The organism is Streptosporangium sp. NPDC050148 (assembly GCF_055586505.1).
Map to the genome: position 1 here is coordinate 14,990 of NZ_JBVJIA010000036.1, position 26,598 is coordinate 41,587.

The 26,598-nt window shown below is 72.5% G+C and carries 27 protein-coding genes; 13 read left to right on the forward strand and 14 right to left on the reverse strand.

Annotated features, from left to right (window positions below; translation table 11 throughout):
• Positions 1–65: 65 nt before the first annotated feature.
• Positions 66–908 (reverse strand): LysR family transcriptional regulator, encoded by an 843-nt coding sequence (locus ACZ6RT_RS30750; protein ID WP_399192456.1) that lies wholly within the window; start codon positions 906–908, stop codon positions 66–68.
• Between the two features lie 72 nt (positions 909–980).
• Between ACZ6RT_RS30750 and ACZ6RT_RS30755 the strand changes: the two genes are divergently transcribed.
• Positions 981–2,216: an MFS transporter gene (locus ACZ6RT_RS30755; RefSeq protein WP_470157395.1), complete on the forward strand. Its 1,236-nt coding sequence runs from the start codon at positions 981–983 to the stop codon at positions 2,214–2,216.
• A 21-nt stretch (positions 2,217–2,237) separates the two neighbouring features.
• Here ACZ6RT_RS30755 and ACZ6RT_RS30760 read toward each other — a convergent pair whose 3' ends face one another.
• From ACZ6RT_RS30760 to ACZ6RT_RS30770, 3 genes are all read right to left on the reverse strand, one after another.
• Positions 2,238–2,732: a DUF1801 domain-containing protein gene (locus ACZ6RT_RS30760; protein ID WP_470157396.1), complete on the reverse strand. Its 495-nt coding sequence runs from the start codon at positions 2,730–2,732 to the stop codon at positions 2,238–2,240.
• 104 nt (positions 2,733–2,836) lie between these two features.
• Positions 2,837–3,631 (reverse strand): VOC family protein, encoded by a 795-nt coding sequence (locus tag ACZ6RT_RS30765; RefSeq protein WP_470157397.1) that lies wholly within the window; start codon positions 3,629–3,631, stop codon positions 2,837–2,839.
• A 155-nt stretch (positions 3,632–3,786) separates the two neighbouring features.
• A complete protein-coding gene (locus tag ACZ6RT_RS30770) occupies positions 3,787–4,656 on the reverse strand; it encodes a class I SAM-dependent methyltransferase (RefSeq protein WP_399192448.1) in 870 nt (289 codons plus the stop codon).
• A gap of 345 nt (positions 4,657–5,001) precedes the next feature.
• Between ACZ6RT_RS30770 and ACZ6RT_RS30775 the strand changes: the two genes are divergently transcribed.
• From ACZ6RT_RS30775 to ACZ6RT_RS30785, 3 genes are all read left to right on the forward strand, one after another.
• Positions 5,002–6,621, forward strand: a complete 1,620-nt coding sequence (locus ACZ6RT_RS30775) for an ABC-F family ATP-binding cassette domain-containing protein (RefSeq protein WP_470157450.1) — start codon at positions 5,002–5,004, stop codon at positions 6,619–6,621.
• 221 nt (positions 6,622–6,842) lie between these two features.
• Complete coding sequence (locus ACZ6RT_RS30780; protein WP_470157398.1) at positions 6,843–7,382, forward strand: type VII secretion system-associated protein; 540 nt, start codon at positions 6,843–6,845, stop codon at positions 7,380–7,382.
• A gap of 6 nt (positions 7,383–7,388) precedes the next feature.
• Positions 7,389–8,456 (forward strand): WXG100 family type VII secretion target, encoded by a 1,068-nt coding sequence (locus ACZ6RT_RS30785; protein ID WP_470157399.1) that lies wholly within the window; start codon positions 7,389–7,391, stop codon positions 8,454–8,456.
• On the opposite strand, the gene ACZ6RT_RS30790 is transcribed toward ACZ6RT_RS30785, so the two are convergent.
• On the reverse strand, positions 8,368–8,739 hold the full coding sequence (locus ACZ6RT_RS30790; RefSeq protein ID WP_470157400.1) for a hypothetical protein: 372 nt from the start codon (positions 8,737–8,739) through the stop codon (positions 8,368–8,370). The genes ACZ6RT_RS30785 and ACZ6RT_RS30790 overlap by 89 nt on opposite strands.
• The gene (locus ACZ6RT_RS30795) at positions 8,736–9,143 is read right to left on the reverse strand and encodes a YbaB/EbfC family nucleoid-associated protein (protein WP_470157401.1); all 408 of its coding nucleotides are present in this window, start codon (positions 9,141–9,143) and stop codon (positions 8,736–8,738) included. Before ACZ6RT_RS30795 ends, ACZ6RT_RS30790 begins: the two co-directional genes overlap by 4 nt.
• Positions 9,144–9,472: 329 nt before the next feature.
• On the opposite strand from ACZ6RT_RS30795, the gene ACZ6RT_RS30800 reads away from it, so the two are divergent.
• From ACZ6RT_RS30800 to ACZ6RT_RS30810, 3 genes are all read left to right on the forward strand, one after another.
• Entirely contained in the window at positions 9,473–9,859 is a 387-nt protein-coding gene (locus ACZ6RT_RS30800; protein ID WP_399192439.1) for a YciI family protein, read from the forward strand.
• Positions 9,859–11,136 (forward strand): RNA polymerase sigma factor, encoded by a 1,278-nt coding sequence (locus tag ACZ6RT_RS30805; protein WP_470157402.1) that lies wholly within the window; start codon positions 9,859–9,861, stop codon positions 11,134–11,136. Before ACZ6RT_RS30800 ends, ACZ6RT_RS30805 begins: the two co-directional genes overlap by 1 nt.
• A gap of 227 nt (positions 11,137–11,363) precedes the next feature.
• Positions 11,364–11,975 (forward strand): MBL fold metallo-hydrolase, encoded by a 612-nt coding sequence (locus ACZ6RT_RS30810; protein WP_470157403.1) that lies wholly within the window; start codon positions 11,364–11,366, stop codon positions 11,973–11,975.
• A 119-nt stretch (positions 11,976–12,094) separates the two neighbouring features.
• Here the strand turns inward: ACZ6RT_RS30810 and ACZ6RT_RS30815 are convergent, their stop codons facing one another.
• Positions 12,095–12,640, reverse strand: a complete 546-nt coding sequence (locus tag ACZ6RT_RS30815; RefSeq protein WP_470157404.1) for a dihydrofolate reductase family protein — start codon at positions 12,638–12,640, stop codon at positions 12,095–12,097.
• Between the two features lie 128 nt (positions 12,641–12,768).
• Here ACZ6RT_RS30815 and ACZ6RT_RS30820 point away from each other — a divergent pair, with 128 nt between their 5' ends.
• A complete protein-coding gene (locus ACZ6RT_RS30820) occupies positions 12,769–13,545 on the forward strand; it encodes a TetR/AcrR family transcriptional regulator (RefSeq protein WP_470157405.1) in 777 nt (258 codons plus the stop codon).
• A gap of 203 nt (positions 13,546–13,748) precedes the next feature.
• Here the strand turns inward: ACZ6RT_RS30820 and ACZ6RT_RS30825 are convergent, their stop codons facing one another.
• A complete protein-coding gene (locus tag ACZ6RT_RS30825; RefSeq protein WP_470157406.1) occupies positions 13,749–14,348 on the reverse strand; it encodes a TetR/AcrR family transcriptional regulator in 600 nt (199 codons plus the stop codon).
• Between the two features lie 93 nt (positions 14,349–14,441).
• On the opposite strand from ACZ6RT_RS30825, the gene ACZ6RT_RS30830 reads away from it, so the two are divergent.
• Positions 14,442–15,404 (forward strand): NADP-dependent oxidoreductase, encoded by a 963-nt coding sequence (locus ACZ6RT_RS30830; protein ID WP_470157407.1) that lies wholly within the window; start codon positions 14,442–14,444, stop codon positions 15,402–15,404.
• Between the two features lie 68 nt (positions 15,405–15,472).
• Here ACZ6RT_RS30830 and ACZ6RT_RS30835 read toward each other — a convergent pair whose 3' ends face one another.
• Entirely contained in the window at positions 15,473–16,954 is a 1,482-nt protein-coding gene (locus tag ACZ6RT_RS30835) for a cryptochrome/photolyase family protein (protein ID WP_470157408.1), read from the reverse strand.
• Between the two features lie 230 nt (positions 16,955–17,184).
• Between ACZ6RT_RS30835 and ACZ6RT_RS30840 the strand changes: the two genes are divergently transcribed.
• Positions 17,185–17,733 (forward strand): alpha-lytic protease prodomain-containing protein, encoded by a 549-nt coding sequence (locus tag ACZ6RT_RS30840; RefSeq protein WP_470157409.1) that lies wholly within the window; start codon positions 17,185–17,187, stop codon positions 17,731–17,733.
• A gap of 253 nt (positions 17,734–17,986) precedes the next feature.
• On the opposite strand, the gene rox is transcribed toward ACZ6RT_RS30840, so the two are convergent.
• Entirely contained in the window at positions 17,987–19,411 is a 1,425-nt protein-coding gene (gene rox, locus ACZ6RT_RS30845; protein WP_470157451.1) for a rifampin monooxygenase, read from the reverse strand.
• A 374-nt stretch (positions 19,412–19,785) separates the two neighbouring features.
• A complete protein-coding gene (locus ACZ6RT_RS30850) occupies positions 19,786–20,283 on the reverse strand; it encodes a winged helix-turn-helix transcriptional regulator (protein WP_470157410.1) in 498 nt (165 codons plus the stop codon).
• A 75-nt stretch (positions 20,284–20,358) separates the two neighbouring features.
• Here ACZ6RT_RS30850 and ACZ6RT_RS30855 point away from each other — a divergent pair, with 75 nt between their 5' ends.
• The 3 genes from ACZ6RT_RS30855 (at position 20,359) to ACZ6RT_RS30865 (ending at position 22,868) form a co-directional block, all read left to right on the forward strand.
• Positions 20,359–20,964 (forward strand): dihydrofolate reductase family protein, encoded by a 606-nt coding sequence (locus ACZ6RT_RS30855; RefSeq protein WP_470157411.1) that lies wholly within the window; start codon positions 20,359–20,361, stop codon positions 20,962–20,964.
• A gap of 669 nt (positions 20,965–21,633) precedes the next feature.
• On the forward strand, positions 21,634–22,158 hold the full coding sequence (locus ACZ6RT_RS30860; protein ID WP_399192418.1) for a GtrA family protein: 525 nt from the start codon (positions 21,634–21,636) through the stop codon (positions 22,156–22,158).
• A gap of 125 nt (positions 22,159–22,283) precedes the next feature.
• Positions 22,284–22,868: a dihydrofolate reductase family protein gene (locus ACZ6RT_RS30865; protein WP_470157412.1), complete on the forward strand. Its 585-nt coding sequence runs from the start codon at positions 22,284–22,286 to the stop codon at positions 22,866–22,868.
• A gap of 184 nt (positions 22,869–23,052) precedes the next feature.
• Here the strand turns inward: ACZ6RT_RS30865 and ACZ6RT_RS30870 are convergent, their stop codons facing one another.
• The 3 genes from ACZ6RT_RS30870 to ACZ6RT_RS30880 form a co-directional block, all read right to left on the reverse strand.
• Entirely contained in the window at positions 23,053–24,060 is a 1,008-nt protein-coding gene (locus ACZ6RT_RS30870) for an RNA polymerase subunit sigma-70 (protein WP_399192414.1), read from the reverse strand.
• A gap of 201 nt (positions 24,061–24,261) precedes the next feature.
• Entirely contained in the window at positions 24,262–25,491 is a 1,230-nt protein-coding gene (locus tag ACZ6RT_RS30875; protein WP_470157413.1) for a sensor histidine kinase, read from the reverse strand.
• A gap of 323 nt (positions 25,492–25,814) precedes the next feature.
• Positions 25,815–26,321, reverse strand: a complete 507-nt coding sequence (locus ACZ6RT_RS30880; RefSeq protein WP_399192411.1) for a hypothetical protein — start codon at positions 26,319–26,321, stop codon at positions 25,815–25,817.
• Between the last annotated feature and the right edge of the window lie 277 nt (positions 26,322–26,598).

The window sequence follows — 26,598 nt, forward strand, 5'->3', positions numbered from 1 at the left end:
CGGCATCGTCCAGGACGACCTCCATGCCCTGATCCCGCGCGGACGGCGGGGCGGTCCCGTACGGCTCAGATCATCCGCCGCAGGGCGGTCTCCACGGCGTCGACGAGCGCGTCGCCCTCGGTGCCGGGGTGGCGGGTGAGACCGAGTTCGACGTCCGGCAGGGCGGGCAACGCGGTGGCGTCGTGGCAGGCCATGGCCGGTTCGAGGTTGGCGGGCAGGAGCGCCGCGACCCCGAGCCCGGCCCGCAGCGCGGCCAGCACCCCGGCGAGACTGTTGCTCTCGAACGCCACCCGCCAGGGACGTCCCGTGCCCTCCATCGTCTCCAGCACCGACGTCCGCCAGGCGCACGTGTTCGAGAACAGCACCACCGGCAGCGGATCGGCGCCGGTGTCGACTCCCTGCCCTACCGCCCAGACCAGCGGCAGACGCACCGTCCAGCGCGGTGGCCAGGGAAGATGGGGGACCTCGTCGAGCACGAGCTGGACACGGCCCGTGTCGTAGGCCTCCCGCATCGCCGCGCCGGAAAGGCTGAGCACCTCCAGCCTCGCCTCGGGGTGCGGCCGCGCGAGGTCGGCGAGCACCTGGGAGAGACGGGAGGCGGCGAGGTCTTCGAGGAGTCCCACTCCGCAGCGCCCGGTGAGCGCACGTCCCGTCCCGGCGAGCGCCTGGGCCGACAGCGCGAGAATGCGCTCGGCGTAGGGAAGCAGCTCCTCGCCCGCCCGGGTCGGTGAGACACCGGACGGCGCCCGGTGCAGCAGCGGACCGCCCACGTCCCTCTCCAGCCTGCGCAACTGCTGGCTGAGCGCGGGCTGGGTGCGGCCGAGCGCCGTCGCCGCGCGGCTGATGCTGCCCGCCCGCACGGCGGTGACGAACGACCGCAGCAGCGCGATGTCGAGATCACGGGCCATAAGCATTCATTATGCCCCGCCCAACGAATTGACGACTTCCTATGGCCTTCCCGGTGTCCTAGCGTCACACCGGTGATCGAGTTTCGGCGGGTGCTCGCGGTGCCGGGGATGGCGCCGCTGCTGGGCATCTCGCTGCTCGCCCGTGCCGCGATCACGGCGGACGCGATGGCGTTGACGATGTACGTCGTGCTCGCCCTCGACCTGAGTTACGCGGCGGCCGGAGCCGTGGTGGCGGCGCTCACCGCGGGTGTCGCGCTGGGCGGGCCGCTGCTGGGACGGATGATCGACCGGCGGGGCCTGCGTGTCGTGCTGTCGGTCACGGTCGTTCCGCAGTTCGTGTTCTGGCTGACCGTCCCGGTGCTGCCGTACGTGGTCCTGCTGGGCGCCTCCTTCGCCGCCGGTCTGCTGATGGTGCCGATCCAGGCGGTCACCAGGCAGGCGATCGCCGCGATGACGACGGCGGAACAGCGGCGGGCGGCGTTCGCGCTGGAGTCGGTGGCGGGCGAGCTGTCGTACCTCGTGGGGCCGACGCTGGTGATCCTGTGCGCGGCGCGGTTCTCCCCCGGCGTGGTGGCCTGGGGGGTGGGCGCCGCGATCGTCGCCGGCGGGGCGGGGATCGCCCTGCTCGACCCGCCGCTGCGGGCCGAGGACGAGACCGGGACCGGGGTAGCGGGCCGGCCCCGGCGCCGGGAGTGGCTCGAAGCGCCCATGGCCGCCGTCCTGACGATGGGGTTCGGCGTCGCGATGCTGCTCAGCGGCGTCGACCTGGCCATCGTCGCCACCCTCCGGGAGGCCGGTCAGGTCTCGTGGGCGGCCCTGGTCGTCGCCGTGTTCGCGCTGACGTCCGTCGTGGGCGGCCTGGTGTACGGGGCGCTGCCCCGGCCGATGCCCACCTGGCTGCTGCTCGGCCTGCTCGGGCTGGTGACGGTTCCGGCCGGACTCGCCCATGACTGGCCCTGGCTGTGCGCGGCCGTCGCCGGTGCCGGACTGCTCACCGCCCCGACCCTTTCCACGGTCTCCGACGAGGTGAGCCGGCTGGCGCCGGCCGGTGCGCGAGGCGAGGCGACCGGCCTGCAGTCCTCGGCGGCGAGCGCGGGGTTCGCGCTCGGCGCCCCGGTCGTGGGAGCGGCGATCGACGCCTCCGTCCCGGCGAGCGGCTTCGCGGCCGCCGGCCTGGTCGGCCTGCTCGCCGCGCTGGCGGGATACCTGCTCTCGCGCCGGTCACCCGCCGCGCCGTCTCCGTCGTCCTCGTCACGGGCACCCGGCCGGACCCGGCGGGTGACCGTCAGGAACCCCACGTCGAGGTAGCGCGCCGGAGATCACCCGCGCTCACCCGGGACCTCGCCCCACGGCCTTCGTGACGAGCCTCCCCAGTGCCGCCTCACCGGCCTCGCTCAACTCCGTCAGGGCGTAGGCCGTCGGCCACATGCCGTCGTCGTCGTCGAGATCCGCCTCCGCGGTGAACCCGAACGACGAGTAGCGCTCCTTGTCCACCTGCCCGCTGCGGAAGAAGCACACCACCTTCCCGGCCCTGGCGTAGGCGGGCTGGCCGTACCACAGCTTCGGCGCCAGCTCCGGGGCGGCGGCCGTGACGACGGCGTGCACGCGCTCGGCCAGCGCGCGGTCCTGCGGCGCCATCTCGGCGATCTTCGCGAGCACGTCCCGCTCGTCGGCCGCGGCCTTGTCCGCGCTCCGGCCGCGGCGCGCGTCCGTCCTCAGTTCTGCCGCGCGCTCCTTGACGGCGGCGCGCTCCTGCCCGGAGAACCCCTCCCCCGGGGGCTCGCCCCGCTCGTTCCTCCGGCCTGCCTTCGATGCTGCGCTCATGGAGGTGCTGCTCCCTGTGTCGATGGTCGTGGTCGTCTTCCGCGTGGTCCGTCCGGGACGGGGACGTGCTCCGGGTCCGGACGGGCGTACGGCCCTCGTGGGGCTCAGTACGTCACCCTCCACAGGAAGCCGTCCGGGTCGGTGAAGGAACCGGAGTATCCCCCGGCCGTCTCGGCGGCGCCGCCGGTGATCCGGCCCCCGGCGGCGGCCGCGGACGCCAGGAGGGCGTCGACCTCCTGGCGGGACCCGGCCGTGTGGGTGAGGACCGCCGACGGGAAACCGCCCCCGCCTTCGGTGATGCCCGCGTCCTTCGCCAGTACACCGCGTTCCATCAGGCACAGCCTGGTCGCCGCCTTGGCGGGGTGGAAGTCGATGTACTTGTTGCCGTACTCCCGGTCGGCCGTCATGCCCAGGGCCTCGTAGAAGACCTTGGACGCCTTCGGCGCGGAAACACCGAGGATGAGCGTGGTCTCGGTCGGCAGCGGCCTGTCCGCCGCGGAGCCGGTGTCCTTGCCGGTGGCCGCCACCGGCTTCCAGACGGCGCCGTCCGGTGCCCGGAACACCCCCGAGAACGAACCGAAGAGGGCCTTCCTCGCGGGCTTGAGGACCTCCGCCCCGCCGCGGACGGCGGCGTCCATCAGGGCCCTGACCCCGGCCGGCCGGTCGACGACGTAGGTCAGCAGGTAGCCGCGGAATCCCGGCGCGGCCGGTTCCGCGCCCGCCTCCACGGCGAGCCGCCCGGTCCCGTGCAGGTCGAGGTTCACCGGGTCCCCGTCGTCACCGTCGTCACCGCCGTCACCGCCGCCGGTGACGGCGCAGGAGAACGCGGTGGCGTAGAACCTGCCCGCGGCCTGCACCTCGGGGGTCCAGAGGGTGATGACGTCGAGCGTGAGGTTCATGCGTGACTCCCGTGCGGGAGGAGGCCGGAGCGAACGGTGATGTTCATGCGGGCAACGCTAGGCGCGGCCGTCCAGGCAGCGCTTCTCGATTCCTGACCGCTTCGCCCGCGCCCGCCCCGTGAGCGGCTCGCCGTGGGCAAGGGCCTTCGGACCGGTCAGCGCTGAAAGTGCCACAGCAGCATCGACGGCGTCCCGGCGACGGCCGCGTGCGCGGCCTCGGGCGCCAGGTCGCCCAGGGCCCACGGCCACACGTCCCACGGTCCCGGGACGTCGCTGCGCTCACGCGGCTCGCCCGGCGGATTCCCGGGCTCCTCGCAGCGCCGCACCCGGAGCCCCGCAGCGAGCGCGGCTCGTACGTAGTCCCCGACCAGGTGGCGGTAGGTGGCCACCCTTCCCGGCCGGCCGTCCGGCAGCCGTACCGGCGGGATCAGCCCTCGTGCCACGCCCTCGGGATGGATGTCGGCGATCACCGCATGTCCGCCGGGCCGCAGCACCCGGGCGAACTCGGCCAGTACCGGGTCCAGAGCGGGTACGTGCGTCAGCGCCAGCGAGCAGACCACCAGGTCGACGGACTCGTCGGGGACGGGCAGGCGGGACAGGTCGCCGAGCAGGAACTCCGCCAGGGGCACCCGCAGGCGCGCCCGCTGCAGCATGTCGGGCGAGAGGTCCACACCGCGTACCCGGTGGCCACGGCCGGCGAGGTAGGCCGCGATCCTGCCGGTGCCGCACGCCGCGTCCAGTGCGTCGCCGGCGGGCAGCGGGTCGACGATCTCCCGGATGAAGGGCTCGTCGAGGTCGAACGCGGTGTTGGGCCCGTCGTAGGTCCGCGACCAGATCCGGTACCCCTCCACGGGGTCCACACGGACCACCTCGACGGCGGCGGCCAGGGACTCGTCGTCGAGGAGCTCACGGATCTCGGCCAGACGCGCCTCGACGAACGCCCGGCCGTGCTCACCGGTGTAGGACCGCATCAGGGCGATGCCCTCCAGGCCGAGCACGTACGCCAGAGGATGCTCGTAGATCATCGTGACACGCTAACGACGATCGGCTCGCGGAGGCCATCGAATATCGTCCGGCCGGCCCGGACGCCCCTCGGCGTGCTCCCCCGGGTCACCCGTGCGGCGTGTCACAGCGGGCGAAATCCAGATGAGCCGGGGGCGCCGGGGCTGCTAGCGTGACCGTCATGGCACCAGGCAACCGCTCGCAGAACATCTGGTCGCACAGGATCCGCTCCGCCCGCTGACGGCGGCGCCTTCTTCCTGCTGAGTCCGCGCTCGCCGTCCCGGTTCCCGCCGGGCGGCCGATCACCGCTGCCCGGCTCCACTGCGAGCTGCGGAGCACCGTTGAACCTCACCCCCAACCCCGAGATCATGTCCCTGCCCGTCGAGGCGGGCGACAGCGCACACGTCCGCGCCACGAACGTCACCGTCACCCGCGGGTCCCGGCGCGTCCTGAACGACGTCTCGATCACCGTCTCCGCGCGGTCGCGGATCGCCGTCGTCGGCGAGAACGGCCGTGGCAAGACGACGCTGCTGCACCTGCTGGCCGGGCTCCTCACGCCGGACGCGGGCACCGTGCACCGGGCCGGCACGATCGGCCTGGCCCGCCAGGAGCTGTCCGTGCGAGACGGGGAGACCGTCGGCACCCTGACGTCCCGGGCGCTGGCCGCGTCGCTCGCCGCCCTCGGCGCGCTGGAGGAGGCGACCCTCGCCATGTCCGAGGGCGACCCCGCCGCCGGCGACCGCTACTCCGCCGCGCTGGACGCCGCCACCCGGCTGGACGCCTGGGACGCCGAACGCCGCGTCGACGTCGCCCTCGAGGCCCTCGGAGCCTGCACCGACCGTGACCGTCCACTGGCGACGCTGTCGGTCGGGCAGCGCTACCGGGTACGGCTGGCGTGCCTGCTCGGCGCGCGGCACGACGTGCTGCTGCTCGACGAGCCGACCAACCACCTCGACGCCGACGGGCTGGACTTCCTGACGGCCAGGCTGCGCGAGCACGACGGCGGCCTCGCCGTCGTCAGCCACGACCGGGCGCTGCTGCGCGACGTCGCGGACCGCTTCCTCGACCTCGACCCGACCCGCGACGACAGGCCGCGGCTGTACGCCGGCGGCTACGACGCCTGGCAGGAGGCCCGGCGCCGCGAGCGCGAGAGCTGGGAGCAGGACCACGAGCAGCAGCAGGCCGAGCACCGGCGGCTGCAGGACGCGGTGTCGAGGGCCCGCGACCGGCTCTCCACCGGCTGGCGGCCGGACAAGGGGACCGGCAAGCACCAGCGCCAGTCACGCGCGCCGGGCGTCGTGCAGGCCCTGAACCGGCAGCAGGACGTCCTGCGGGCGCACCGGATCGACGTGCCGCCGCCACCGCCTGCGTTGCGGTGGCCGGACCTGGGCGTCCGGCCGGGTGCGCCGCAGCTGCGCGCGTACGGCGTCGCCGTCGAGGGGCGGCTGGCCGGACCGGTCGACCTCACCCTCGACGGTGGCGACCGGCTGCTCGTCACCGGCCCCAACGGCGCGGGCAAGTCCACGCTGCTCGCGGTGCTGGACGGTTCGCTCGCGCCCACGAGCGGGCACGTCCAGGTGGCGAGGGGGGCGCGGATCGCCCGGGTCACCCAGGAGACCGCCGAGCAGGACCTCGCACTCACCGCCCGCGAGGCGTACACCCGCCAGGTGGGACGGCTGGTGGCCCGCGGAACGCTGCGCGACGCCGACGCCGTCCCGCTCGGGGCGCTCGGGCTGCTGGACTCCGATGCGATGCGCACACCGGTCGGGAGGATGTCGCAGGGCCAGCGGCGGCGCCTCGACCTGGCGCTGGCGCTGGCCGGGCGGCCCGGGCTGATCCTGCTCGACGAGCCGACCAATCACCTGTCGCCGGCGCTGGTCGACGAGCTGACCGGCGCGATCCGCGGCACGAGCGCCGCCGTCGTCGTCGCCACGCACGACCGGCAGCTGCTGCGCGACCTCGCCGACTGGCCGCGTCTGGAGATCTGACCACGAGCGCACGCCCGCGGCCGGCACCGTCACCTCGTACCGGGACGGGCCGGCCGCGTGGCACAGCGGCGATCCGGCCGCGTGGCGCACAGGGCGATCCGGCGGCGTGGCGCGGGGGCGGAGGCGGGTCGGCGGGGTGGCACGAGGGCGAGCCGGCGGTGTGGCGAGGGCGGGCCGAAGTCCGCCACGGCGGGACATACCGATCAAGTAGGCTGCCGACCGTGTCCGCCCCTCCCCCGCTCACCGACCGCATGCGTGCCGAGGCGCGTTCGACGCCCGGCCGGTGGTTGTACGCCGTCGACCCGTTCTTCGACCCGGACGGCGCGGTCCCCCCGTACGGTGTGATCGGCGCGTGGCGGGTCGACGAGCGCGGCGAGGTGAGCGAGGAGTTCACCCCCAACCCGGACCACCGGCCCTCGCCCGTGTCACTGGGCTTCGGCGAGCCGGCCGACCCGCTCGACGCCGCCGTCCAGCTGGCGGTGACCGGCTACTCGGACGGCGGGGACCTCGTACCGCTCCTGCTGGAGTCGGAGGTCCTCACCGGCACCGACGCCGAGGGGAGGATCCCGGTGTACGACACGGGAGTCGTCATGGCCTACACCTCGCGGGCCCATCTGCCGGGGGACCTTCCGGCCGGGGTGTCGGGCTGGCAGGTGCTGCGCGGCTCCGACCTGGTGGATCTCATGCCCGAGGGCGTCGATCTCGCGCTCAACGCGCAGGGGCACGCGGGCGTCCGCATTCCCCGCCCGGACGGACGCTGACCGGCCATGTCCCTTCGGCTGCCGCAGGAGCTGGCCGTCCCGCTGGCCTGGACCGGCCTGGTCGTCTGGCCGGACTCCGACGAGGACGCGATCCGTGCCGAGGGCACGCGGTACGTGATGCTCGCGGCGCGGCTGAGGCGGTCCGCGCAGGACATGGAGGCGCACCAGCGCCAGGTGTGGGAGCGCAACTCCGGCGACGGCGTGGACGCCTACCGCTCGTGGGCGGAGCGGAGCGCGCCGGTCGACCGGGCGAACCGGCTGGCCGACGCCCTCGAACTGGTCGGCACGGCCCTGCTGACCGCGGCGCTGATCGTGCTGCTGTGGAAGCTCGGGGTGATCGCCCAGCTCGTCGCGCTGCTGATCGCCGTCGCCCGTGCCGCGGCCACGGCGGTGGTCTCCCCGGCGGCCTCGCTCGCGGCCGTCGCCGCGCGTACGGCCATGACCCGCGCCGCCCTGCGCAGGCTGCTGGACGACGTCGTCCGCTTCTTCTCGCGCGGCGTGGTCGACCCGCTGAAGCGCGCGGTCATGCTCCTGCGCGGCGGTGCCGGTCGGCTGCGCGGCCGCCCGGCGGACTGGGACCCTCTCCGGGTCGCCGCGAACCGCGACGTCGACCTGTCCGCGATCCGGCCCCGGCCGGGCTTTCGCGACTCCCCCTTCCGTGGCACGCGGCCGGTGTGGCGCCGGGACGACCGGCCCCTCTACCGGTCCGACACCCGACACCCCGACGAGATCTTCTCCCAGGGCCTTCAGCCGAGGAATCCCGCCAACACCGACCTGAACGGGTACGTCGCCTTCCTGGACGAGCGGGCGCGCAGCTCCGCCTTCGTCGGCACCAGCTACAACCGCGACATCCACCGGTGGTGGCACGAGTACGGGCGACAGGGCTGGGTGTACGAGGTCAGCACGCCGGGCGGCACCGGCATCCGGCTGCCGGGCTCGAGTTACGACGAGGTCGTCTTCCCCGGTGGCGTCGCCCCGGACCACATCACCCGGGCCCGGCCGTACCGGATGTCCCGGCAGGGGGAGATGACGGTGGGCGACTGGCTGGAGAATCCCCGCGTACGGCCTGACTGACGGCCTCCTCGCCGAGCCGCTCGGCCCGGCGGTACCCGGCGTCCATCAGGCCCAGCGCCTGCTCGGCGTCCCCCAGGTCGGTCACGACCGACTCCAGCGACTCCAGGATCGCACCGACCGTCTGCGCGTAGACCCCGCCGACCAGCCCGCCGACGGGCCCGGTGCCGAACATGGCCGGGGAGCCGCCGAGGTCGCGGCCGTGCGCGGCGAGGTCGTCCCGCACCCCGCCGAGCCGGCCGGACGCCGTTCGCAGGGTGGACGGGCGGACGTCCAGGGGCTTCATCCGCGGCTCTCGATCCGGTGGGCGAGATCGCCGATCTCCTGCACGATGGCGTTCATCGTCCTCATGGACTCGTCCTGGACGCCCTCCAGCGCCCGGGCCAGTCCTGCCGCGTCGACGTGTTCGCGCCTGGCCTCGACGTTCGCGCGCAGGTCGTCCAGGGCGGCGTTGACGGCGACCATGACCAGGTCGCACAGCTCGTGCGAGCCCATCCGCATGACCCGTGGATCGACCTCCAGCGACGTGAGCCGGCACTCCGGGGAGACCCTCGCCGACACCCGCCCGTCCGCGGCCGTCCCCTCGCCACCGGAGGGTTCCGGCTCCGGCGGCGGCTCCTTGCCCAGCGCGTCGAGCCCGCGCCTGGCCTCGTCCAGGAACCGGTCGAAACTCTCGAAATCCACGGCCACGGGTCGAGAGGATAGGGACGGCGGCGTACGGGAAGGCGTCATCCGGGTGAACGGCTCGTGGTGGACCAGAACCAGGGCCGGAACCGGACCGGGACCAGGGCCGGGGCCCCGCGCTCCCGTCGCGGGCACGCGACGGACGCGTCCCGGTCTGCGGCGCCACCGGGCCGATCGGCGGGGTGACCGCGTCGGCCGTCGTCCGGGGCCGGTCTGACAGGATCGGCCGTGTCGCGGCGAGAGGATTTCTCCGGGGCCGTGTCGATCGGCGGGCCGCCCGTTCGACGTGTGAGGGCGAGGGCCGAGGGGCGGCCCCGCCGGACGAGGAGAACGCGATGTCGAAATACCTGCTGATCATGCGGGGCACCGACGAGACGAACGCGGCCATGATGGCCGATCTCGACGAGATGATGGCCGCGACCCACCGGTTCATCGAGGAGATGATGAAGGCCGAGGTCCTCGTCGCGGCCGAGGGGCTGGACGATCCGGGCCAGGGCGTCGTGGTCGACTTCGGCGGCGAGGCGCCGGTGGTCACCGACGGGCCGTACGGCGAGACCAGGGAACTGTTCGGCGGCTACTTCATGCTCGACGTCGCCACGAAACAGGAGGCGGTCGAGTGGGCCACGCGGGTCCCGGCGGTCCGCGGGTCCAAGATCGAGGTCCGTCGGGTGGCCGAGGCCGACGAGGCCCCGCTGGGCGGCGAGAGCGACGGCCGGACCTGATGGGAACGGCCGACGTCGAGGCCGTCTGGCGGATCGAGTCGGCCCGGATCGTCGCCGCGCTGACCCGGTTCACCGGCGATTTCGGGCTGGCCGAGGACGCGGCCCAGGAGGCGGTGGCCGAGGCGCTGGTGTCGTGGCCGCGTGCCTGTCCGGCCAATCCGGCCGGATGGCTGATGGCCACGGCCCGGCGGCGGGCGATCGACGCGATCCGCCGCAGGGCCGCCCTCCAGGACCGGTACGCCCTGCTGGCGGCCGACCCCGGGGTCGAGCAGGAGATCGACCCCGACGGGATCGGCGACGACGTCCTGACGCTGATGTTCGTCGGCTGCCACCCGGTGCTCTCCCGCGAGTCCCGGGTGGCGCTGACCCTGCGCGTGGTCGGCGGCCTGTCCACCGAGGAGATCGCCCGCGCGTTCCTGGTACCCGTGCCGACCGTGCAGGCCCGCATCACCCGGGGCAAGAGGACGATCGCGGCGGCCGGGGTGCCGTTCGAGCCGCCACCGGCCGGTGAGCGCCGGGAACGGCTGGGCGGCGTGCTCAGCGTCCTCTACGTGATCTTCACCGAGGGGTCGACGGCCACGTCGGGCGACCGGCTGCTGCGTCCCGACGTCGCGTACGAGGCGATCCGGCTGGCCCGCACGCTGGCCGCGCTGCAGCCGGACGAGCCCGAGGTGCACGGCCTGCTCGCGTTGTGCGAGCTGACGGCCGCGCGCTTCCCGGCCAGGACCGGCCCGGACGGCACGCCGGTCCTGCTCGGGGACCAGGACCGGCGGCTGTGGGACGTCGCGGCGATCCGCCGGGGGCTGGCCGCGCTGGCCAGGGCATCGGGGGCAGCGAAGGCACCGGGGGCACCGCGGGCAGCGAAGGCACCGGGGGCACCGGGGGCAGCGTCCCGGGGCCTGGGCCCCTACGGCCTGCAGGCCGCGATCGCCGCCGTCCACGTGTCGGCGCCGTCGGTCGAGGCGACCGACTGGGACCGGATCGTGCTGCTCTACGAGGCGCTCGGCCGGGTCGCGCCCTCGCCGGTGGTCGAGCTCAACCGGGCCGTCGCCGTGGCCATGGCCTCGGGCCCGGCGCGGGCCCTGGCCATCGTGGACGAGCTGGTCGCCTCGGACCGGCTCCCCGGTTCGCATCTGGTCCCGACCGTACGCGGGGAGCTGCTGGCCCGCCTGGGCCGGCGGGCGGAGGCACGCGCCGAGCTGGAGCTGGCGGCCCGGCTGTGCGCCAACCGGCGCGAACGCTCGGTGCTGCTGCGCAAGGCGGCCGCGCTGGAGTGACCTCCCCGGCACGGTCCGTGCCTCGTTCCCGGCCGGGACACCGCGCGAACGGTTGGCCGCCACGCCTCGGACCCGGCGGCCGACAAGTGCACCGGAGCCTTGCACGAAGGCGGCCACCGCGGCCACGAGCATCCCGGCGGCACGGCCGAGCGGTGGCCTTCCTCGGGGGAACGGCCGCTCCTTCGGGGAAACGCCCGTCGGGGAGGAGCCGATAGGGTGATCCGGTGATGTTCACGAAACTCGGGCACTCCTGTGTACGCCTCCAGGAGGGCGACCGGGTGCTGGTGATCGATCCGGGCGTCTTCTCCGAGGCGGAGGCCGCACTGTCCGGCGCCACGGCCGTGCTCGTCTCGCACGAGCACGCCGACCACGTCGACGTCGAGGCGCTCAAGGCGGCCAGGGCGGGCAACCCCGCGCTGACCGTGCACACCCATGCGGCGCTGGCCGCGGAGCTCGGCGAGGGAGCGGTCGCGGTCGCGGCGGGCGAGACCTTCGACGCCGCGGGCTTCACCGTGAAGGCCGTCGGCGGCGAGCACGCCGAGATCGTCGACGGCCTGCCCGGCTGCCCGAACCTCGGGTTCCTCGTGGACGGCCTCTACCACCCGGGGGACTCCTTCTTCGTGCCCTCCGAAGAGGTCGACACCCTGCTGGTCCCGGCGTCCGGGCCGTGGGTGAAGACCGGCGAGGCCGTCACCTTCATCCGGGGCGTCCGGCCTGCCCGGGCGTTCCCGATCCACGACGTCCACCTCAGCGCGATCGGCCTGGAGTACGTGGACGGGTGGCTCGAGAGGGAGAGCGGCTACGCCCGGATCCCGGCAGGCGCGTCCGTCGCCCTGTGAGACCGGCGACGCCGTCCGCGAGGCCGTCGAGGCCGTCGAGACCGGCCTGACCCCGGGCCTGTCGGCGGCCGGGACGATCGGGGGCGCGACGCACCGGCAGGGCGGCCCCGCCGGTGCGGCTACGCGCGTGGGCGCAGGACCAGCCGGGTCATCCCGCCCGGGTACCGGTGCGTCTCGACCAGGTCCAGTGCGGTGCGCGGGTGGCCGTCGGGGAACAGCTTGCGGCCGGAGCCGACGACGATGGGGTTGAGCAGCAGCCGGATCTCGTCGATCTGGCCGGCGGCGAGCAGGTGGCGCATGAGGGTGGCGCTGCCGTACATGAGCAGGTCTCCGTCACCGGCCTGCTTGAGGGCGGCGACCTGTTCGGCCACGTCGCCGTGGGCGCCGTCGAGGACCTCGGTGCCGTGCCAGGCCGGCTCGCGCAACGTGGTCGAGGCGACGTACTTGGGCATCGCGTTCATCTTGTCGGCGAAGCCCATCGGGTCCTCGCGGGACGGCCAGGCCCCGGCGAAGCCGTCGTAGGTCGTCCGGCCCAGCAGCAGGGCCTCCGCGCCGAGCACCAGCTCGAGCGCGTCCTTCATGTTCTCCTCGTCGTGGAAGTCGAACGACCAGGTCTCCGGAGCCTCCATCACGCCGTCGAGGGTGACGAAGGTCGAAACGATCACACGTCGCATCGTGGAAATCCTCAGATCTTGAAGTGCTCGGGGAAGGACCGTGTCGGGCGGCCACTGTGCCCGCCGCACACTGTGTACGATAGACACAGTCCTGCTCGGGTCGCAAGAAGGGATCGAGGATGACAGCCGCGCCTGCCGACGACGAGGAGAACATCCTGACGCTGTTGTGGTCCCCGCCGCCGTCACCACGCTTCGGACCGCAGCCCTCGCTGAGCCACGCCGCCCTCGCGGCGGCGGCGGTGCACGTCGCGGACGCCGAGGGCCTGCACGCCGTGTCGATGCAACGGGTCGCCGGCGCACTCGGGGTCACGAAGAACGCGCTCTACCGCTACGTGCGCAGCAAGGCCGAGCTCGTCGCGCTGACCGTCGAACACGCCGTCGAGGACCCGCCGGACCTGTCCCACATCCCTGACTGGCGCCTCCGCGCCGAACGGTGGGCCGACGACCTGTACGCCGTCTGGCAACGCCACCCGTGGCTGCCGGCGGCGACGATCGGCGAGCGGTCCATGGGGCCACGCGAGGTCGGCTGGATCGAGGCCGCGCTGGCCGCCATCGGCCCGAGCGGCCTGCCGGTCGCCCGGCGCCTGGACGTCGTGCTGGCCATGTTCGCCCTCGTGCGCTCCGTCGCCCTCACCGGCAGGGGCACCCAGCCCTGGACGCTTCCCGGCGACACCGGGCAACGCCTGCTCGCCCGGTTGCGGGAACATCCGGCGCGGTACCCGGCCCTCCTGCACGCCAGTGCCACGTTCGCCGACGGCGAGGACGGCCGCCCGCGCGCCACCCCGGCGGCGGACGCGCACCGGGCGGCCACCTCGGCGGCGGACGACGGCTGGCGGACCGGTCTGCGCCTGCTGCTCGACGGCCTCGAAGCGAGCGCGGCACCACGGGAACCGTGACGGGCACGACGACCGCGGCCCCAGCGGCCGATCACGTCCGGACACCGGCGGGGAGGAGCCGGTCGGGCCCTTCCGCCGGGACGTCCGGCTGCGGCGTGGCCGGACCGGCGTGCGTCACACCGGGGCGTCCAGCCGGCCGGCGGGGAACATCGGAACGGGGATCGGCGGTGGCCGTCAGCCGGCAGGCGGCGTAGCGGCCGGCGTCAAGGCGTCGGCGGCGGTGGGTGCGGCAGCGGGTGGGCACCTTCGGGGCGCAGGCCGTCGAAGATGATGGCGAGATACCGCCGCCACAGGTCAGGCGGGGCGTCCGGCACGTAGGTGGTGACGTAGTTCGGCGCGCACATCAGCAGGATGATGTCCGCGCCGGTGACGTCGGTCCGCACGGCGCCGTGCTCGCGCGCCCGGTCGACCAGGGTGTGCACGATGTCGAACATCCGCGTGCGGACCCTGGTGACCTCTGGGGTGGGTTCGCCGGCCTCCTGCAGGAACGACAGGTCGCGCTGCTGTCGCTGATGCGCTGCGGCGGTGAGGAACTCCAGCAGTGCCGCGCCTGGATCCGCCGCGTCCAGCAGTCGTTCGCCGATCGTGGTGAGCGCGTCGATGCGGTCGAGGACGATCGCGGCGATCAGGTCGTCCTTGCTGGCGAAGTGGCGGAACACGGTGCCTTTTCCGACACCGGCCCGCCGGGCGATGTCGGCGACCGATGCGTCCATGCCCCGCTCCGCGAACTCGTCCGCGGCGGCCGCCAGCAGCAGTTCCCTGTTGCGGGCGGCATCGGCGCGCAACGGCCGGGTCGAGGTCACTCCGGCATCCTAGCAAGTTGACCGCTCGGTCCGTTTATTGCTAACTTGGCGCCCGTAACATGACCGACCGGTCCGTTTTTTGGAGGGAACCACGTGAAGGCAGTCGTCGCGACCGGCTACGGACCACCCGAGGATTACCTGGTGGCCGACGTGCCGGTGCCGCAGCCCGGTCCGGGGCAGATCCAGGTCCGGATCGCCGCGGCCTCGATCAACCCGGCGGACGTGCGGCTGCCCAGCGGCGATTTCCGCGAGGTCGTGCCGCTGACGTTTCCGCACGTGCCCGGCAACGACTTCGCCGGCACGGTCAGCGAGGTCGGTGACGGGGTCACGGCCTATCGGGTGGGCGACGAGATCTTCGGTCAGGCCGTGCCCCGGGCGCTGCGGACCATGGCCGATACGAAGCGGCCGTCGCTGAGCACCGGCTCACTGGCCGAGTACGCGGTCTTCGAGGCCGACACCCCGTTCCTGACGCACCGCCCGCCCGGTCTCGACGTCGAACAGGCGGCGGCCCTGCCGACCATCGGCCTGACCGCCCGGGCGCTGATGGCCACCGCCCAGGTCCGGCCGGGCGAGACCGTCCTGGTGGTCGGCGCCACCGGCGGCGTCGGTACCGCGCTGATCCCGCTGCTCGCCGGCGCGGGAGCCCGGGTGACCGCGACCGCCGCCGACGCCGACGTCCTGCGAGCACTCGGCGCCGACGGGACCATCGGGTACGCCGAGACGGAGTACCCCGAAGGAGTCGATGTCGCGTTCAACCTGACCCTGCCGAGCGACCGTCTCACCGCGGTCGCGAACGCCGTCCGCCCGGGCGGGCGTCTGCTGACGATCACCTACCCCGTGCCACGACAGGAGTGGATCGACCGCGACGACGTGGGCCTGCATTTCGTGCTGGACATGGACGGCACGTTCGGCGGGATGCGCGAGGTCGCCGAACTGGCGGTGCGCGGCGGACCACCGGCCACCATCGGCCGCCGCTACACCCTCGACGACGGCGTTCAGGCGTGCGTGGACTTCGTCCGGCTGCACACGACCGGCAAGCTGGTCGTCACGATGTGAACACAGGGCCGGCGGGGATCGGGCCGCAGAACGACGCGCCGGACGACACCTCCGGTGGTGATCCGCGGTCAGGGGGGCGCGTCGCCGCGTGCGGCCTCCTGGGCGCACACCTCGTCCAGGTCGTCGAGCCGCCGCATGCCGTACACGCCGCGGGCCGTGCGCGGGTTGGCGGCCAGCCACTCCTGGTTGCGGGCGAAGAACCACCAGTAACCCGCGGTGAACGGGCAGGCGTCCTCACCGGTCCGCCGGGCCGGCCGGTAACGGCAGGACGCGCAGAAGTCGCTCATGCGGTTGATGTACGCGCCCCCGGCCGCGTACGGCTTGGTCGCCAGCATGCCGCCGTCGGCGTGCTGCGACATGCCGATCACGTTGGGCACCATCACCCAGTCGTACCCGTCGACGAAGCAGCGGTGGAACCAGTCGGTCAGCCGCGCCGGGTCGTACCCCCGCTGGAGCGCGAAGTTCCCGAGCACCATCAGCCGGACGATGTGGTGGGTGAACCCGGTGTCGCGCACCTGGGCGAGCGCCCACGACAGGCAGCGCGCCTCGACGGCGTCGGCGTCAAGCTCCTCGAACCAGGCGGGTGGCGCCGTGCGGGCCGACAGCCGGTTGAGGTCGCGGTAGTCCTCGCCGAAGTACCAGTACAGGTGCCAGATGTAGTCGCGCCAGCCGATGAGCTGCCGCACGTACCCCTCGACGCTCGCGAGCGGGGCGTGGCCCGCCCGGTAGGCGGCCTCGGCGGCCCGCACGCACGTCATGGGGTCGAGCAGCCCGAGGTTGATGGCGGGCGAGAGCATGCTGTGCGCCATGAACGGGTCACCGGCGAGCATCGCGTCCTGGTGCGGGCCGAAGGCGGGCAGCCTGTGGTCGATGAAGTGCCGCAGCGCGCTGCGCGCCTCCGCGACGGTCGCGGGGAACGTGCGCGGGCCGTCGCGCCCGACGAAGGACACCTCGCCGTCGCGTTCCCACCGGTCGAGGTCGTGGCGCACCCGCTCGTCGATCTCGTCCTCCTCGGCCGTCCACGGGCCGGGCACGTCCAGCCCTCCGGCGGGCGGCGGCTCGCGGTTGTCCGCGTCGAGGTTCCACCGGCCGCCGGCGGGCTCGTCGCCGTCCATGAGCACGTCCAGGCGGCGCCGGGCGTCGCGGTAGAAGTCCTCCATGAGCAGTCGGTGGCCGGCCCTGCCCTCGGCCCAGGTGGTGAACTCCCGCGCGGTGCTGGTGAAGCCGCGCGAGGGCAGGACGGTCACCTCGGCGCGGCCCCGGACGAGCGCGTCGGCCGCGTGGCTGGTGGGCCCGCAGACGGTGATGCGGCCACCGGCGCGGCCGAGCGCCTCGCCGAAGGTGGCCGTGCGCAGGAACAGCGCGCGGTCGCCCAGCTCGGCCGCCCGGTGCCGCAGCGCCGAGAGCACCAGGTGCGCCTTCTGCCGGTGGTAGCGCCGCCGCCGCAGCGCCGACCTGGCCTCGACCAGCAGCACCGGCTGGTCGTCGGAGTCGAGGAAGTGGTCCCCGAGCTGATCGGCGAAGAGCCATCGCCTGCCGTGTTCCCCCATGCAGCCATCCTGTCGGCTCGGCGCCTCATTTCCCGCGCGCCTCGCTGGCCGGACCGCGTGCGGCACGGCGCCCTCCCTGCCCGGAGGTCGCCGTCGGTGTGGCGTGGAGCTTCCGGGGCGGTGAGCGGCAACGGCCTGGTTAAGGTGGTGTTCGCCGGTGTACCGGATCGACCGGCGCCGCACGGCGATGTCCCCCCCGCGCTCACAGAGCCGAGGTCAAGGAGATCGTCATGTTCCGCACGTGTGCCGCCGCCATGGGATGTCTCCTGGCGGTCACCGTCCTCACCTCGACGCCCCCGGCCGTCGCCTCCCGTCCGGCTCGGGCGCTCCCCGCCGTTTCGGGGGTGGAGGCCCCCGAGCGGGTCCTGCCGGCGCGCAAACCCCCGATGGGCATGCTGAAGGCCATCCGGCGGGACCTGGGACTGACCGAGGACCAGGCCCAGAGCCGCCTGCTCAACGAATCCCGGCTGACCTCGATCGCGGCGCAGCTGCGCGAAAGGCTCGGTGATCGTTTCGCCGGCTCCTGGCTGCGGGGGGTCGCCGGGCAGACATTGGTGGTGGCCACCACCGGCCGTGCCGACGCCGCCCAGATCACCGCCGCGGGCGCCCGGCCCCTCGTCGTCGCCCGATCGCTGGCGAGACTGCGGGCGGTCAAGGAGAAGCTCACCACCGCCCGGTCCGCGCTTTCGGAGGTGAGCGGCGTGCGCTACATCGACGTCAGGGCCAACAAGGTCGTCATCTCGTCGAGCACGCCCAGGGCCACCGCCTGCAAAGACTGAACGGTCTCACCTGGAACACCGTCGCGGTCTCCGAGACCCCCCGCCCCTTCGAGGAGCTCGGCTACGTGGGCCCGCCCGGCGTCTACCGCTACCTGCTGCTCTCCTTCAAGGGCAGCGGCCACTACACGCTGGGCTACACGACGCCGTAGCCGGCGCGGCCGGCGGGGCGAGGGGACGCGAGATCGACGACTTCGCTCCCGGCCGGCCGGCCGGGAGCGCCGCGGATCGCGGGACGGCCGCCGCCCGGGTGGGATCAGCCGGCGGGCCTGCCGAACCAGCGGGAGAGGTGGTCGTCCAGGTCCTGCTGGTCGTCGCCGATCCAGGCGACGTGTCCGTCGGGGCGCAGCAGGACGCACGGGACGTCCAGTTCGGCGGTGGGGTCCGCGAGGTGGTCGACCCGGTCGGACCAGCCGCCGGCGGTCAGGCGGCCGGTGCGGTCCAGCAGCAGGCCGCGGCCGCGATGCAGCAGACCGTAGAGGCGGCCCTGTCCCACCTGGATGTCGCGCAGGCGGCGGCCGAGCAGGTCGGGGCCTTCACCGAGGTCGTAGCGGACGCCGATCGCGGTGATCTTCTCGATCAGGTGGCGGTTCACCTCGTCGAAGTCCATCAGTTCGGTGAGCAGCCTGCGCAGGGCCTGCGGGCCCGGCCCGGCGGACGTCAGTTCCATCTGGGCGCGGGTGTTGTCCAGCACGTCCTCGGCGACCGGATGACGTTCGGCGTGGTAGGTGTCCAGCAGCGTCTCCGGCGCCCGGCCGCGGATCTGCGCGGCCAGCTTCCAGCCGAGGTTGAACGCGTCCTGAACGCCCAGGTTGAGACCCTGACCGCCGAGGGGCGGGTGGATGTGCGCCGCGTCACCGGCCAGCAGCACCCGCCCGACGCGGTAACGTTCGGCCAGCCGGGTGGCGTCACCGAAGCGGGACAACCATCGCGGGGAGTGCACGCCGAAGTCGGTTCCGGCGACGGCGCGCAACCGCTGCCTGAAATCCTCCAGGGTGGGCGGTTCGGCGCGGTCGCCGCCTTCCGCGGCGGGGACCACGACGCTGTAGACCCCTTCGCCGAAGGGCCGCAGCCAGAACGGCCGATGGATCTGGCCGATCTCGGCCACCCTGGCGGCGATCTCCTCGCCCGGCATGTCCGCCTTCAGCTCGCCCATGAGCGTGTCGTTCCGTGAGGGCTCGCCGGGGAAGCCGACGCCGAGCAGCTTGCGCACCGCGCTGCGCGCGCCGTCGCAGCCGACGAGGTAGCGCGACCGCAGCCGCTGCCCGTCGGACAGCTCGACGGTCACGCCCTCGTCGTCCTGCTCGAGACCGGTGACCGTGCGACCGCGCCGGACCTGCGCGCCCCGTTCGATCGCGTGTTCCTCCAGCAGGCGGACGATGACCGGCTGCGGGATGCCCAGCAGGTAGGCGTACTCGGAGTCCAGGCCCTCGGGCGCGGGTTTGGGGATGGCGGCGAAGAAGCCGCCGGCCGGACGCCGTCTTCCGTGCGGGAGGACGCGATCGAGCAGTCCGCGCATCGCCATCAGCTCGAGACTGCGGATGTGCAGGCCGACGATGCGGACGAACGACGCGGGCTCGGTGTCCTTCTCCAGGACGAGGACCCGTACGTCGTGCAGCCGCAGTTCGGCGGCCAGCATCGCACCGGTCGGCCCGCACCCGGCGATGATCACATCGAACACGAGGGGCGCGCGATCGGCGCCGGAGGCCGGCGACCGGAGAGCTGCGGGGACCTCGCCCGCCGTGGAGTCGCGCTCGCCTTCGTCGTTCGACGACGGCTCGGAGATGACCTGTTGAGAGTGCATGGGTGTCGCCTTTCGGGAGTGCCTTGTCATCGAGGCGCTCCCGGCGACACCTACGTCGTTCGCCCGACCGTGACGGCAGGCGGGAGCACCCACATCGATACAGCGTTCATGGGTCTCACCTCCTCGGGCCGTGTCGCGGTCGCCTGCAAGCTACAAGTCCGGGCGTCACGGCGTCCAATCCTTTTCCGGCCGCGCGATCACGACCCCGGACGGGCCGTGCGGCCGCTCCCCCGGCGCCGGCCGCGTGGTCGTCAATCGGCGTGTTCCTGCCGGGCGGCCGCGGCGTAGGCGGCGTCGAGGCGCTCGAACGGGCCCGGACCGTCGTGCGGCTTCGGCGGGGCGCCGAGGTGGCGGACGCGGAGGTCGTCCATGAGTTCCTCGATGAACGCCGGCCCCTCCTCGCGCATGAGGCGCTGCCGGATCCGGAGCCCGTCGCCGCCCTCGCGCCAGTCGAGGCCCCAGTTGCCGAGGGCGTAGATGATCGGAAGAGTCTGGATACCGGCTTCGGTGAGGCTGTAGCGGGCGCGTTGCCCCCGCGCCGCGGTGCCGCGGGTGAGGATCCCCGCCTCGACGAGCCGCACGAGGCGGTCGGCGAGGATGTTCGAGGCGATGCCCTCCATCGACCCGGTGAGCAGCATCCGGAAGTAACGACGGTCGCCGAAGATGACGTCGCGCAGCACGAGCAACGACCAGCGATCTCCGAGCAGCTCGACGGCCGCGTTGATCGGACAGCCGGACCGTGGTTCCACGATTCCTCCTTGACAGGTATGTCGTCCTCACTATAGTGATTGCAAAATACAATCACTATAGGGGAAGAGGAGACGATGGGCCACTTCGTGTATTGGATGAACGTGTCCCTCGACCTGCGGATCGAGCAGGTCCCCGGGGACGACGGCGCCGGCGAGTGGCTGCGCATCGGCGAGGAGTTGCACCGCGAGTTCAACGCCCGCGCAAAGGGGCTCTCCCTGATGGTCCAGGGCCGGACCATGTACGAGACGATGGAGGAGTACTGGCCGCGGGCGCGTGAGGACGCCTCACTGCCGGACGTCCTGCGTGAGTACGGCGAGATCTGGACCACCACGCCCAAGGTGCTCGTCTCCCGCACCCGTCACAGCGCCGGCCACAACACCCGGATCATCGGCGGGGACGACGCGATCGAGCAGCTGGCCGCCCTCCGGGCCGAGACCGAAGGCGCCATCGGGGTCGGCGGCGCGGCGGTCGCGACACAGCTGCTCCGGGCCGGGCTGCTCGACGAGCTGCTGCTCTTCACCCACCCGGACATCCTCGGCTTCGGCAGGCCGTTGTTCGACGGCTACGACATGCCGATCGAGCTCGACCTGCTCGAGCAGCGATCGTTCGAGCGGGGCGTCACGATGCATCGCTACGCCGTCCGGGGCGCAGGGAAGGCGAGCCCGGCCGGGACCGGTTGACCGGCGCGCACGAAGGACGGCCCTGTGTCCTTCCGCCGCGCCCCGGCTGCATCCGGCGTCGGGGACGGCGGTGACGAGAAACGGGAACGCCGCTCTCCACTGCCCGGGACGCTGACGCCGCCCATGGCCGCGTCCACGTGAGCATGGCGCAGGCTCTCCGGAACGTCGCGCGGGGGTCGAGCCCGGCCTTGACGGAAGACGACGGTCGCCATTGATGGCGTAACCGATATGCCGTGCGAATCCGTTCGTACCCCCCTGTCGCCTCGTTGAGCTCAACGTACCGATGAAAAAGGTGTCATCATCCCCAAAACGGTGTTTATTGTGCTGTGACTCGCGTGGTCAATACCGGGCGGTCGTGAAACACCCCGGTATACATCGGCGAACCGGTCGAGCACCGGGCGACCCTCGGCTTCCGGCGAGGGTCATCCCGATGTCGTGTCCGGACCGCGGCTTTCCCGGCGGCTCATCCGGTCACCGGGACGGTCCGGCTTCCCGACGGGCACTGCACCGCGAAGTGCTCGACCGTGGTGCGCGTGAGGATCGACATCCGATGTCGGCGGATGCGGCTCCGGCCGCCCGAGCAGGAAAGGCCGTGTCAGTGGGACTTGAGACCGGGACGCCCGGATGGTGAGAAGACCGGGACGCTTCGAAACGGTTGACGCGGTCCTCGTGAGATTGCCGGGACCGCTGCACGCCCTTGCCCTGAAGCACCGTGAGCTGCTGAAGTTCGTGGTGGTCGGCGGAACGGCGTTCCTGGTGGACAACGCGGTGTTCTACGGGCTGAAGCTGACCGTTCTGGAGCCGAAACCGGTGACCGCGAAGGTCATCGCGGTGCTCGTGGCGACGATCGTGTCCTACGTGCTGAACCGCGAATGGTCGTTCCGGACCAGGGGCGGTCGCGAACGCCATCACGAGGCGGCGCTGTTCTTCCTGGTCAGCGGCGTCGGCCTGGTGCTCAGCTCCGTACCGCTATGGATCTCCCGGTACGTGTTCCTGCTGGAGACCCCGAACGTGAGCCTGGTCGCCCAGGAGGTCGCCGACTTCATGAGCGCGCAGGTCATCGGCACACTGATCGCCATGGTCTTCCGTTTCTGGGCGTTCCGGAAGTGGGTCTTCCCCGACGGGGAGGCCCACCCCGGCCGCGTGCGGCCCGCTCCGGCTCCCAGGCCCAGGAAGGAGGACGAGGCGGCCTGACCGCCCGCGACGGTGCGTTCGACGAGCCTCGGGCGCTTGAGCGACCACCGCGGATCGCGCACCGATCAGGTTTCCGCGCCCCGCCCGTCTGTACGTGTGAGATCGACTCACGAGAGGCTGACACGATGCGGAAACTGATCTTCGCCATGAACGTGACCCTGGACGGCTACATCGCCGCGCCCGGCGACGACCTCGGCTGGAGTGGAGGGGAGGGACCGGACTCGTCGTCGAGCGCCGAGCTGTTCCAGTGGTGGTCCGACCGGGTGGACGCGACGGGCCTGGCGCTGTACGGGCGCAAGCTGTGGGAGGCGATGAGCTCCGACTGGCCGACCGCCGACAAGCAGCCGGGTGCCACACCGGCGGAGATCGAGTTCGCGCGCCGCTGGCGGGACATGCCGAAGGTGGTGTTCTCGTCGACGATCGACGAGGTCGACTGGAACACCCGCCTGGTCACCGGCGACGCGGTCGCCGAGATCGCCCGGCTCAGGGCCGGCGACGGCGGCCCGATGGACATCTGCGGCGCCACACTCGCCGCGGCGGCCATGCGGGCCGGGCTGATCGACGAGTACGCGATCGTCACCCATCCGGTCCTGGTGGGCGGCGGCACGCCGTTCTTCACGGCCCTGGACGACTGGGTGAAGCTGACCCTGGTGGAGACCCGGACGTTTCCCGGCGGCGTGGTACTGACCCGGTACGAGACGAGGCGATGAGCACGGGCCGAACGCCCGGCTGGTGAATCCTTCCCGGCGTGCTCACCGCGCCCCCCGGCGATGAGGGAACCTTTTCCCGGCCCTTCCTTGCGTTCCGGTGAGCTGCCGGCCGACTCGCCGAAGACGGGGACGACGGTGACGCCTGCCCGTGCACCGGACTCGTCGACGACGGGGACGAGTCCGATCACAGCGTCGCGGGCAGGTCCAGCCATGGTTTGTCGGTGGCGTCGAATCCGGTGAGCTCGGCGATCTTCCCGTCGACGATGTGCAGGACCGCGATGTTGAACAGACGGTGTTCCCGGTCGCCGGGGGCGCGGCGGTACAGCGCGGCGGCGGGCATGCGGTTGACCGTCGTGGCGATGCAGCGCCAGTCGTCGTAGCCGCGCTGGAAGAGCCCACCGGAGACCCAGCCGTCCACCGCGTCCTTGGCCGTGACGATCAAGGCGCCCGGGTCGGGCAGCATCGCGAAGCGCAGGTCGTCGCGCAGCAGGGCCGTCAGCCCGTTGAGGTCGTTGCGCTCATGGGCTTCCATGTACGACTTCACCACGCCGCGCTCGTCGTCCGACAGCTCGTTCGTGGCAGGGCTCCGCCAGTCGAGGCGGCGGCCGGGCAGCTGCTCGCGCATCGTCACGCGCGCCCGCTGCAGTGCGCTGGTCACCGACGCGACGGTCAGTTCGAGGGCGTCGGCGGCCTTCGACGCCGGCCAGCCGAGGACGTCGCGCACGATGAACACCGCCCGCTGCCGCGGCGGCAGGTGCTGGACGGCGACGATGAACGCCAGCTCGATCGTCTCCCGCGCCACCACCGATTCCTGCGGGTCCTCCGGGAGCATCCGGTCCGGGTAGGGCTGCAGGTGGTGCACCTCCGAGCCCGCGCCCGGCAGCTCGGCAGGCACGGGTGTGCGGTCGTTGCGCTTCTCCAGGAAGTCGAGGCAGGCGTTCGTCGCGATCCGGTACAGCCAGGTCCGCAGCGTAGCGTGGCCCTTGAACGACTCCCGCTTGTTCCACGCCCGCAGGAACGTCTCCTGCGTCATGTCCTGGGCGTCCTCGTAGTTGGCGAGCATCCGGTAGCAGTGCACCTGCAGCTCACGCCGGTGGCGCTCCGTGAGGAGCGTGAACCGTGCTGCGTCGTCGGAGCGGGCCGCCGCGATGAACGCGGCCTCGTCGGCGCTCGGCAGTCTGGAGTCGGTCATGGTCGTCGATCCTTCCGCGAGTGGTGAGGGGTCACCAGAACCGACGACGTGGCGGAGGATTTCTGAGCGGTGAGGCCGCTGACACCGGGCCGCCCGTCAGGCCCGGCGGGCCGGGCCGATCCAGGGGACGTGTCCGGGCCGGGCACACCCTCGATGTCGAGGCGGGGTCCCCGTGGTCGCGCGTGATCACCAAGACCCGCGTCAGGCGCGCAGCAGGGGAAGGCGCAACAGCAGTCGCGCTCCGGGGCGGGCGCCGGTGGGATCGGTGGCATGCAGGGTGCCGCCGTGCGCCTGCGCGATCTGGCGGGCGATGGGCAACCCCAGACCGGTGCCGCCGGGGTCGTTGCGGCGGGCGTCGGGGCGGCGGAAGAACCGGCGGAAGACCGCTTCCCTGTCGGCACGGGGGATGCCGGGCCCGTCGTCGGTCACCTCCACGACCGCCTGCTCGCCCTGGGCGCCCACGGTCACCTCCAGGCAGGAGTGGGCGTGGCGTTCACCGTTGGCCAGCAGGTTGCCCACCAGCCGGCCCAGCCGGACCGCCGAACCCTGCACCAGCACCCCCGCGGCCAGGCAGGTGGAAGTGGTGATCGTGGTGATCGTCGCCTGGCGGTGAAGCAGTTCTTTTCTCACCAGGTGAGCCAGGTCGACCGGCTCGGTGTCGGCGGGTGCGCCGGCCTCCAGCCTGGCCAGCTCCAGCAGGTCGCCGACGATGGCGCCCAGGCGCTCGGCGTCTTCGAGGGCGGCCAGCAGGATCTGGCGGGCGTCGGCCTGAGGATCGGCGAGGGCGACCTGCAGGAGGGTCTGCAGGCCGGTGATCGGGCCGCGCAGGTCGTGGGAGGTGTCGGCGACGGCTTGTTGCTGGTGTTGCATCGCCGTGCGCAGCTCCTGTGCCAACCGGCGTTCCCTCGCCTCGCCTCGGCGCAGCCGCTGGGTGATCTCCTGCAGCTGGCCGGCCTGGGCGAACAGCTGGGCCTCGATCGCGGCCATGGGCGCCAGGGCGGTCTCGGTGGTGACCGCCAGCCCCCTGGTGGTCATCTGCTGGACGAAGGCGGTCACCTCCTGCGGCAGGTTGACCACGCCGCAGGTGTTGCCCTGATCGTCCAGCAAGGGAGCGTTGGTGATGTTCCAGTACCGCTCCTGCACCTGTCCCGGTCTACCGGGGATCTCCAGGTCATAGCGCTGCAATGGCATGATGTCGATCGCGCCTTCGGCCAGGACCCGTTGCATCGAGAGCTGCAGCGCCTCTCCCTGGCTTGTCGACGGGCTGCCGGGAAAGATCTCCAGCAGATGACGGCCGACGATCTCGTGGCGTGAGTGGCCCGTCAGCCGCTCGAAGGTCTGGTTGACCGTGGTGTACACCAGATCCGGCGACAACAACGCCAGTGCGGCCGGTGTGGCCTGGAAGAAAGCGGCGAAATCGGGTTCTGCCATCTCCGGTCCCCTTCGGTCGGTCGGCTCTGACCGGCGGACCGATTCGGCCACCGCCTCATCCCGTTTCCTTGGGGGTATGTTCGCGCGGACCGACCCTCCCGGTTGCGTTCGCAGAGATGATATACGCAAGTTTTCCCAGGTGGAGGGCGTGCGGTCATGGAACGAGGGGGCAGGGCGTGATCCTTCGGGATCGCGCGCGGTCGTGATGACCCGGTGGCCGGGCGGGGAGCAGATGCCCGCCCGACCCTGACGGGCGGGCAAACTGCTGGACCTGCCGTGATCTCGTGGGATCGACGCGCGGGAAGAGGCTCTCCGGTGTCCGTCTAGTCCGGGAAGCAGTTACCCACCCTCGGGCACCTGAGCGTGAGGTTTCGGGCGATCCCCGGTCCACCCGGATTGGCCGTGTCGTAGAGCTCGGCCGCGGCCGCGAACGAGTAGACGCCGCTTTTCCTGGAGATCTTCTTGGTCCAGCAGCGGGTCTGTCCCGGCCGGACGTACCCGTTCCCGCCCTGGTCACAGGTGTCGGCCGACCACCAGTTGCCGTTCTTGTACGTCACGATGGCGGCCTGCGCGGACCGGTTGGACGCGAGCGGCCGGTAGAAGATCACATATGCCCAGAACCGGTTTCGGTTGTCCTTGCACAGCTGTATCGAACCGGTCTTCCCCGGGAGAAGGTAGGCGGCCGAACGTGGTTTCCCGCTGCCGCCACTGTGCTGGCAGTTGGGCGCCGCGGCACCGGCACCCGAGGCGGCGGTGGCCGGGCTGAACGCTCCGGCCAGGACCCCGCCGACCAGGAGCAGCGCTCCCAGGACGCGCTTGACAACGAGCACGCGATCTCCTCACGTCAGACGATCATCCCGCCCCGCCCTTTTCGGCATCGTCCGGCGGGGCGGTGTAAAAGCGGTGTCCACAGCAATACACCGCTCCCGCGTCGGCTCCCAACGATTCGAGCCGGATCGAATCCGGACGTTCGAACAGCACACCCGAAGGTCGTAGCGGTTGATCAGTGCCCGGACGGCGACGGCCGGCTCGTCATCGTTCATGGCTTCAGCATGCCCCGGTACGGCGGTGAACGTCATCCGGGGGTGGGGACGCCGCCCCCCGCCG

Coding starts and splice junctions, on each gene's coding strand:
- ACZ6RT_RS30820 (WP_470157405.1), top strand. CDS start 12,769: ATGACAGCCGCGCCTGCCGACGACGAGGAGAACATCCTGACGCTGTTG.
- ACZ6RT_RS30760 (WP_470157396.1), bottom strand. CDS start 2,732: ATGAGCGCAGCATCGAAGGCAGGCCGGAGGAACGAGCGGGGCGAGCCC.
- ACZ6RT_RS30835 (WP_470157408.1), bottom strand. CDS start 16,954: ATGGGGGAACACGGCAGGCGATGGCTCTTCGCCGATCAGCTCGGGGAC.
- ACZ6RT_RS30800 (WP_399192439.1), top strand. CDS start 9,473: ATGTCGAAATACCTGCTGATCATGCGGGGCACCGACGAGACGAACGCG.
- ACZ6RT_RS30765 (WP_470157397.1), bottom strand. CDS start 3,631: ATGAACCTCACGCTCGACGTCATCACCCTCTGGACCCCCGAGGTGCAG.
- ACZ6RT_RS30805 (WP_470157402.1), top strand. CDS start 9,859: ATGGGAACGGCCGACGTCGAGGCCGTCTGGCGGATCGAGTCGGCCCGG.
- ACZ6RT_RS30855 (WP_470157411.1), top strand. CDS start 20,359: ATGGGCCACTTCGTGTATTGGATGAACGTGTCCCTCGACCTGCGGATC.
- ACZ6RT_RS30870 (WP_399192414.1), bottom strand. CDS start 24,060: ATGACCGACTCCAGACTGCCGAGCGCCGACGAGGCCGCGTTCATCGCG.
- ACZ6RT_RS30785 (WP_470157399.1), top strand. CDS start 7,389: ATGTCCCTTCGGCTGCCGCAGGAGCTGGCCGTCCCGCTGGCCTGGACC.
- ACZ6RT_RS30775 (WP_470157450.1), top strand. CDS start 5,002: ATGTCCCTGCCCGTCGAGGCGGGCGACAGCGCACACGTCCGCGCCACG.
- ACZ6RT_RS30790 (WP_470157400.1), bottom strand. CDS start 8,739: ATGAAGCCCCTGGACGTCCGCCCGTCCACCCTGCGAACGGCGTCCGGC.
- ACZ6RT_RS30865 (WP_470157412.1), top strand. CDS start 22,284: ATGCGGAAACTGATCTTCGCCATGAACGTGACCCTGGACGGCTACATC.
- ACZ6RT_RS30770 (WP_399192448.1), bottom strand. CDS start 4,656: ATGATCTACGAGCATCCTCTGGCGTACGTGCTCGGCCTGGAGGGCATC.
- ACZ6RT_RS30875 (WP_470157413.1), bottom strand. CDS start 25,491: ATGGCAGAACCCGATTTCGCCGCTTTCTTCCAGGCCACACCGGCCGCA.
- ACZ6RT_RS30810 (WP_470157403.1), top strand. CDS start 11,364: ATGTTCACGAAACTCGGGCACTCCTGTGTACGCCTCCAGGAGGGCGAC.
- ACZ6RT_RS30840 (WP_470157409.1), top strand. CDS start 17,185: ATGTTCCGCACGTGTGCCGCCGCCATGGGATGTCTCCTGGCGGTCACC.
- ACZ6RT_RS30750 (WP_399192456.1), bottom strand. CDS start 908: ATGGCCCGTGATCTCGACATCGCGCTGCTGCGGTCGTTCGTCACCGCC.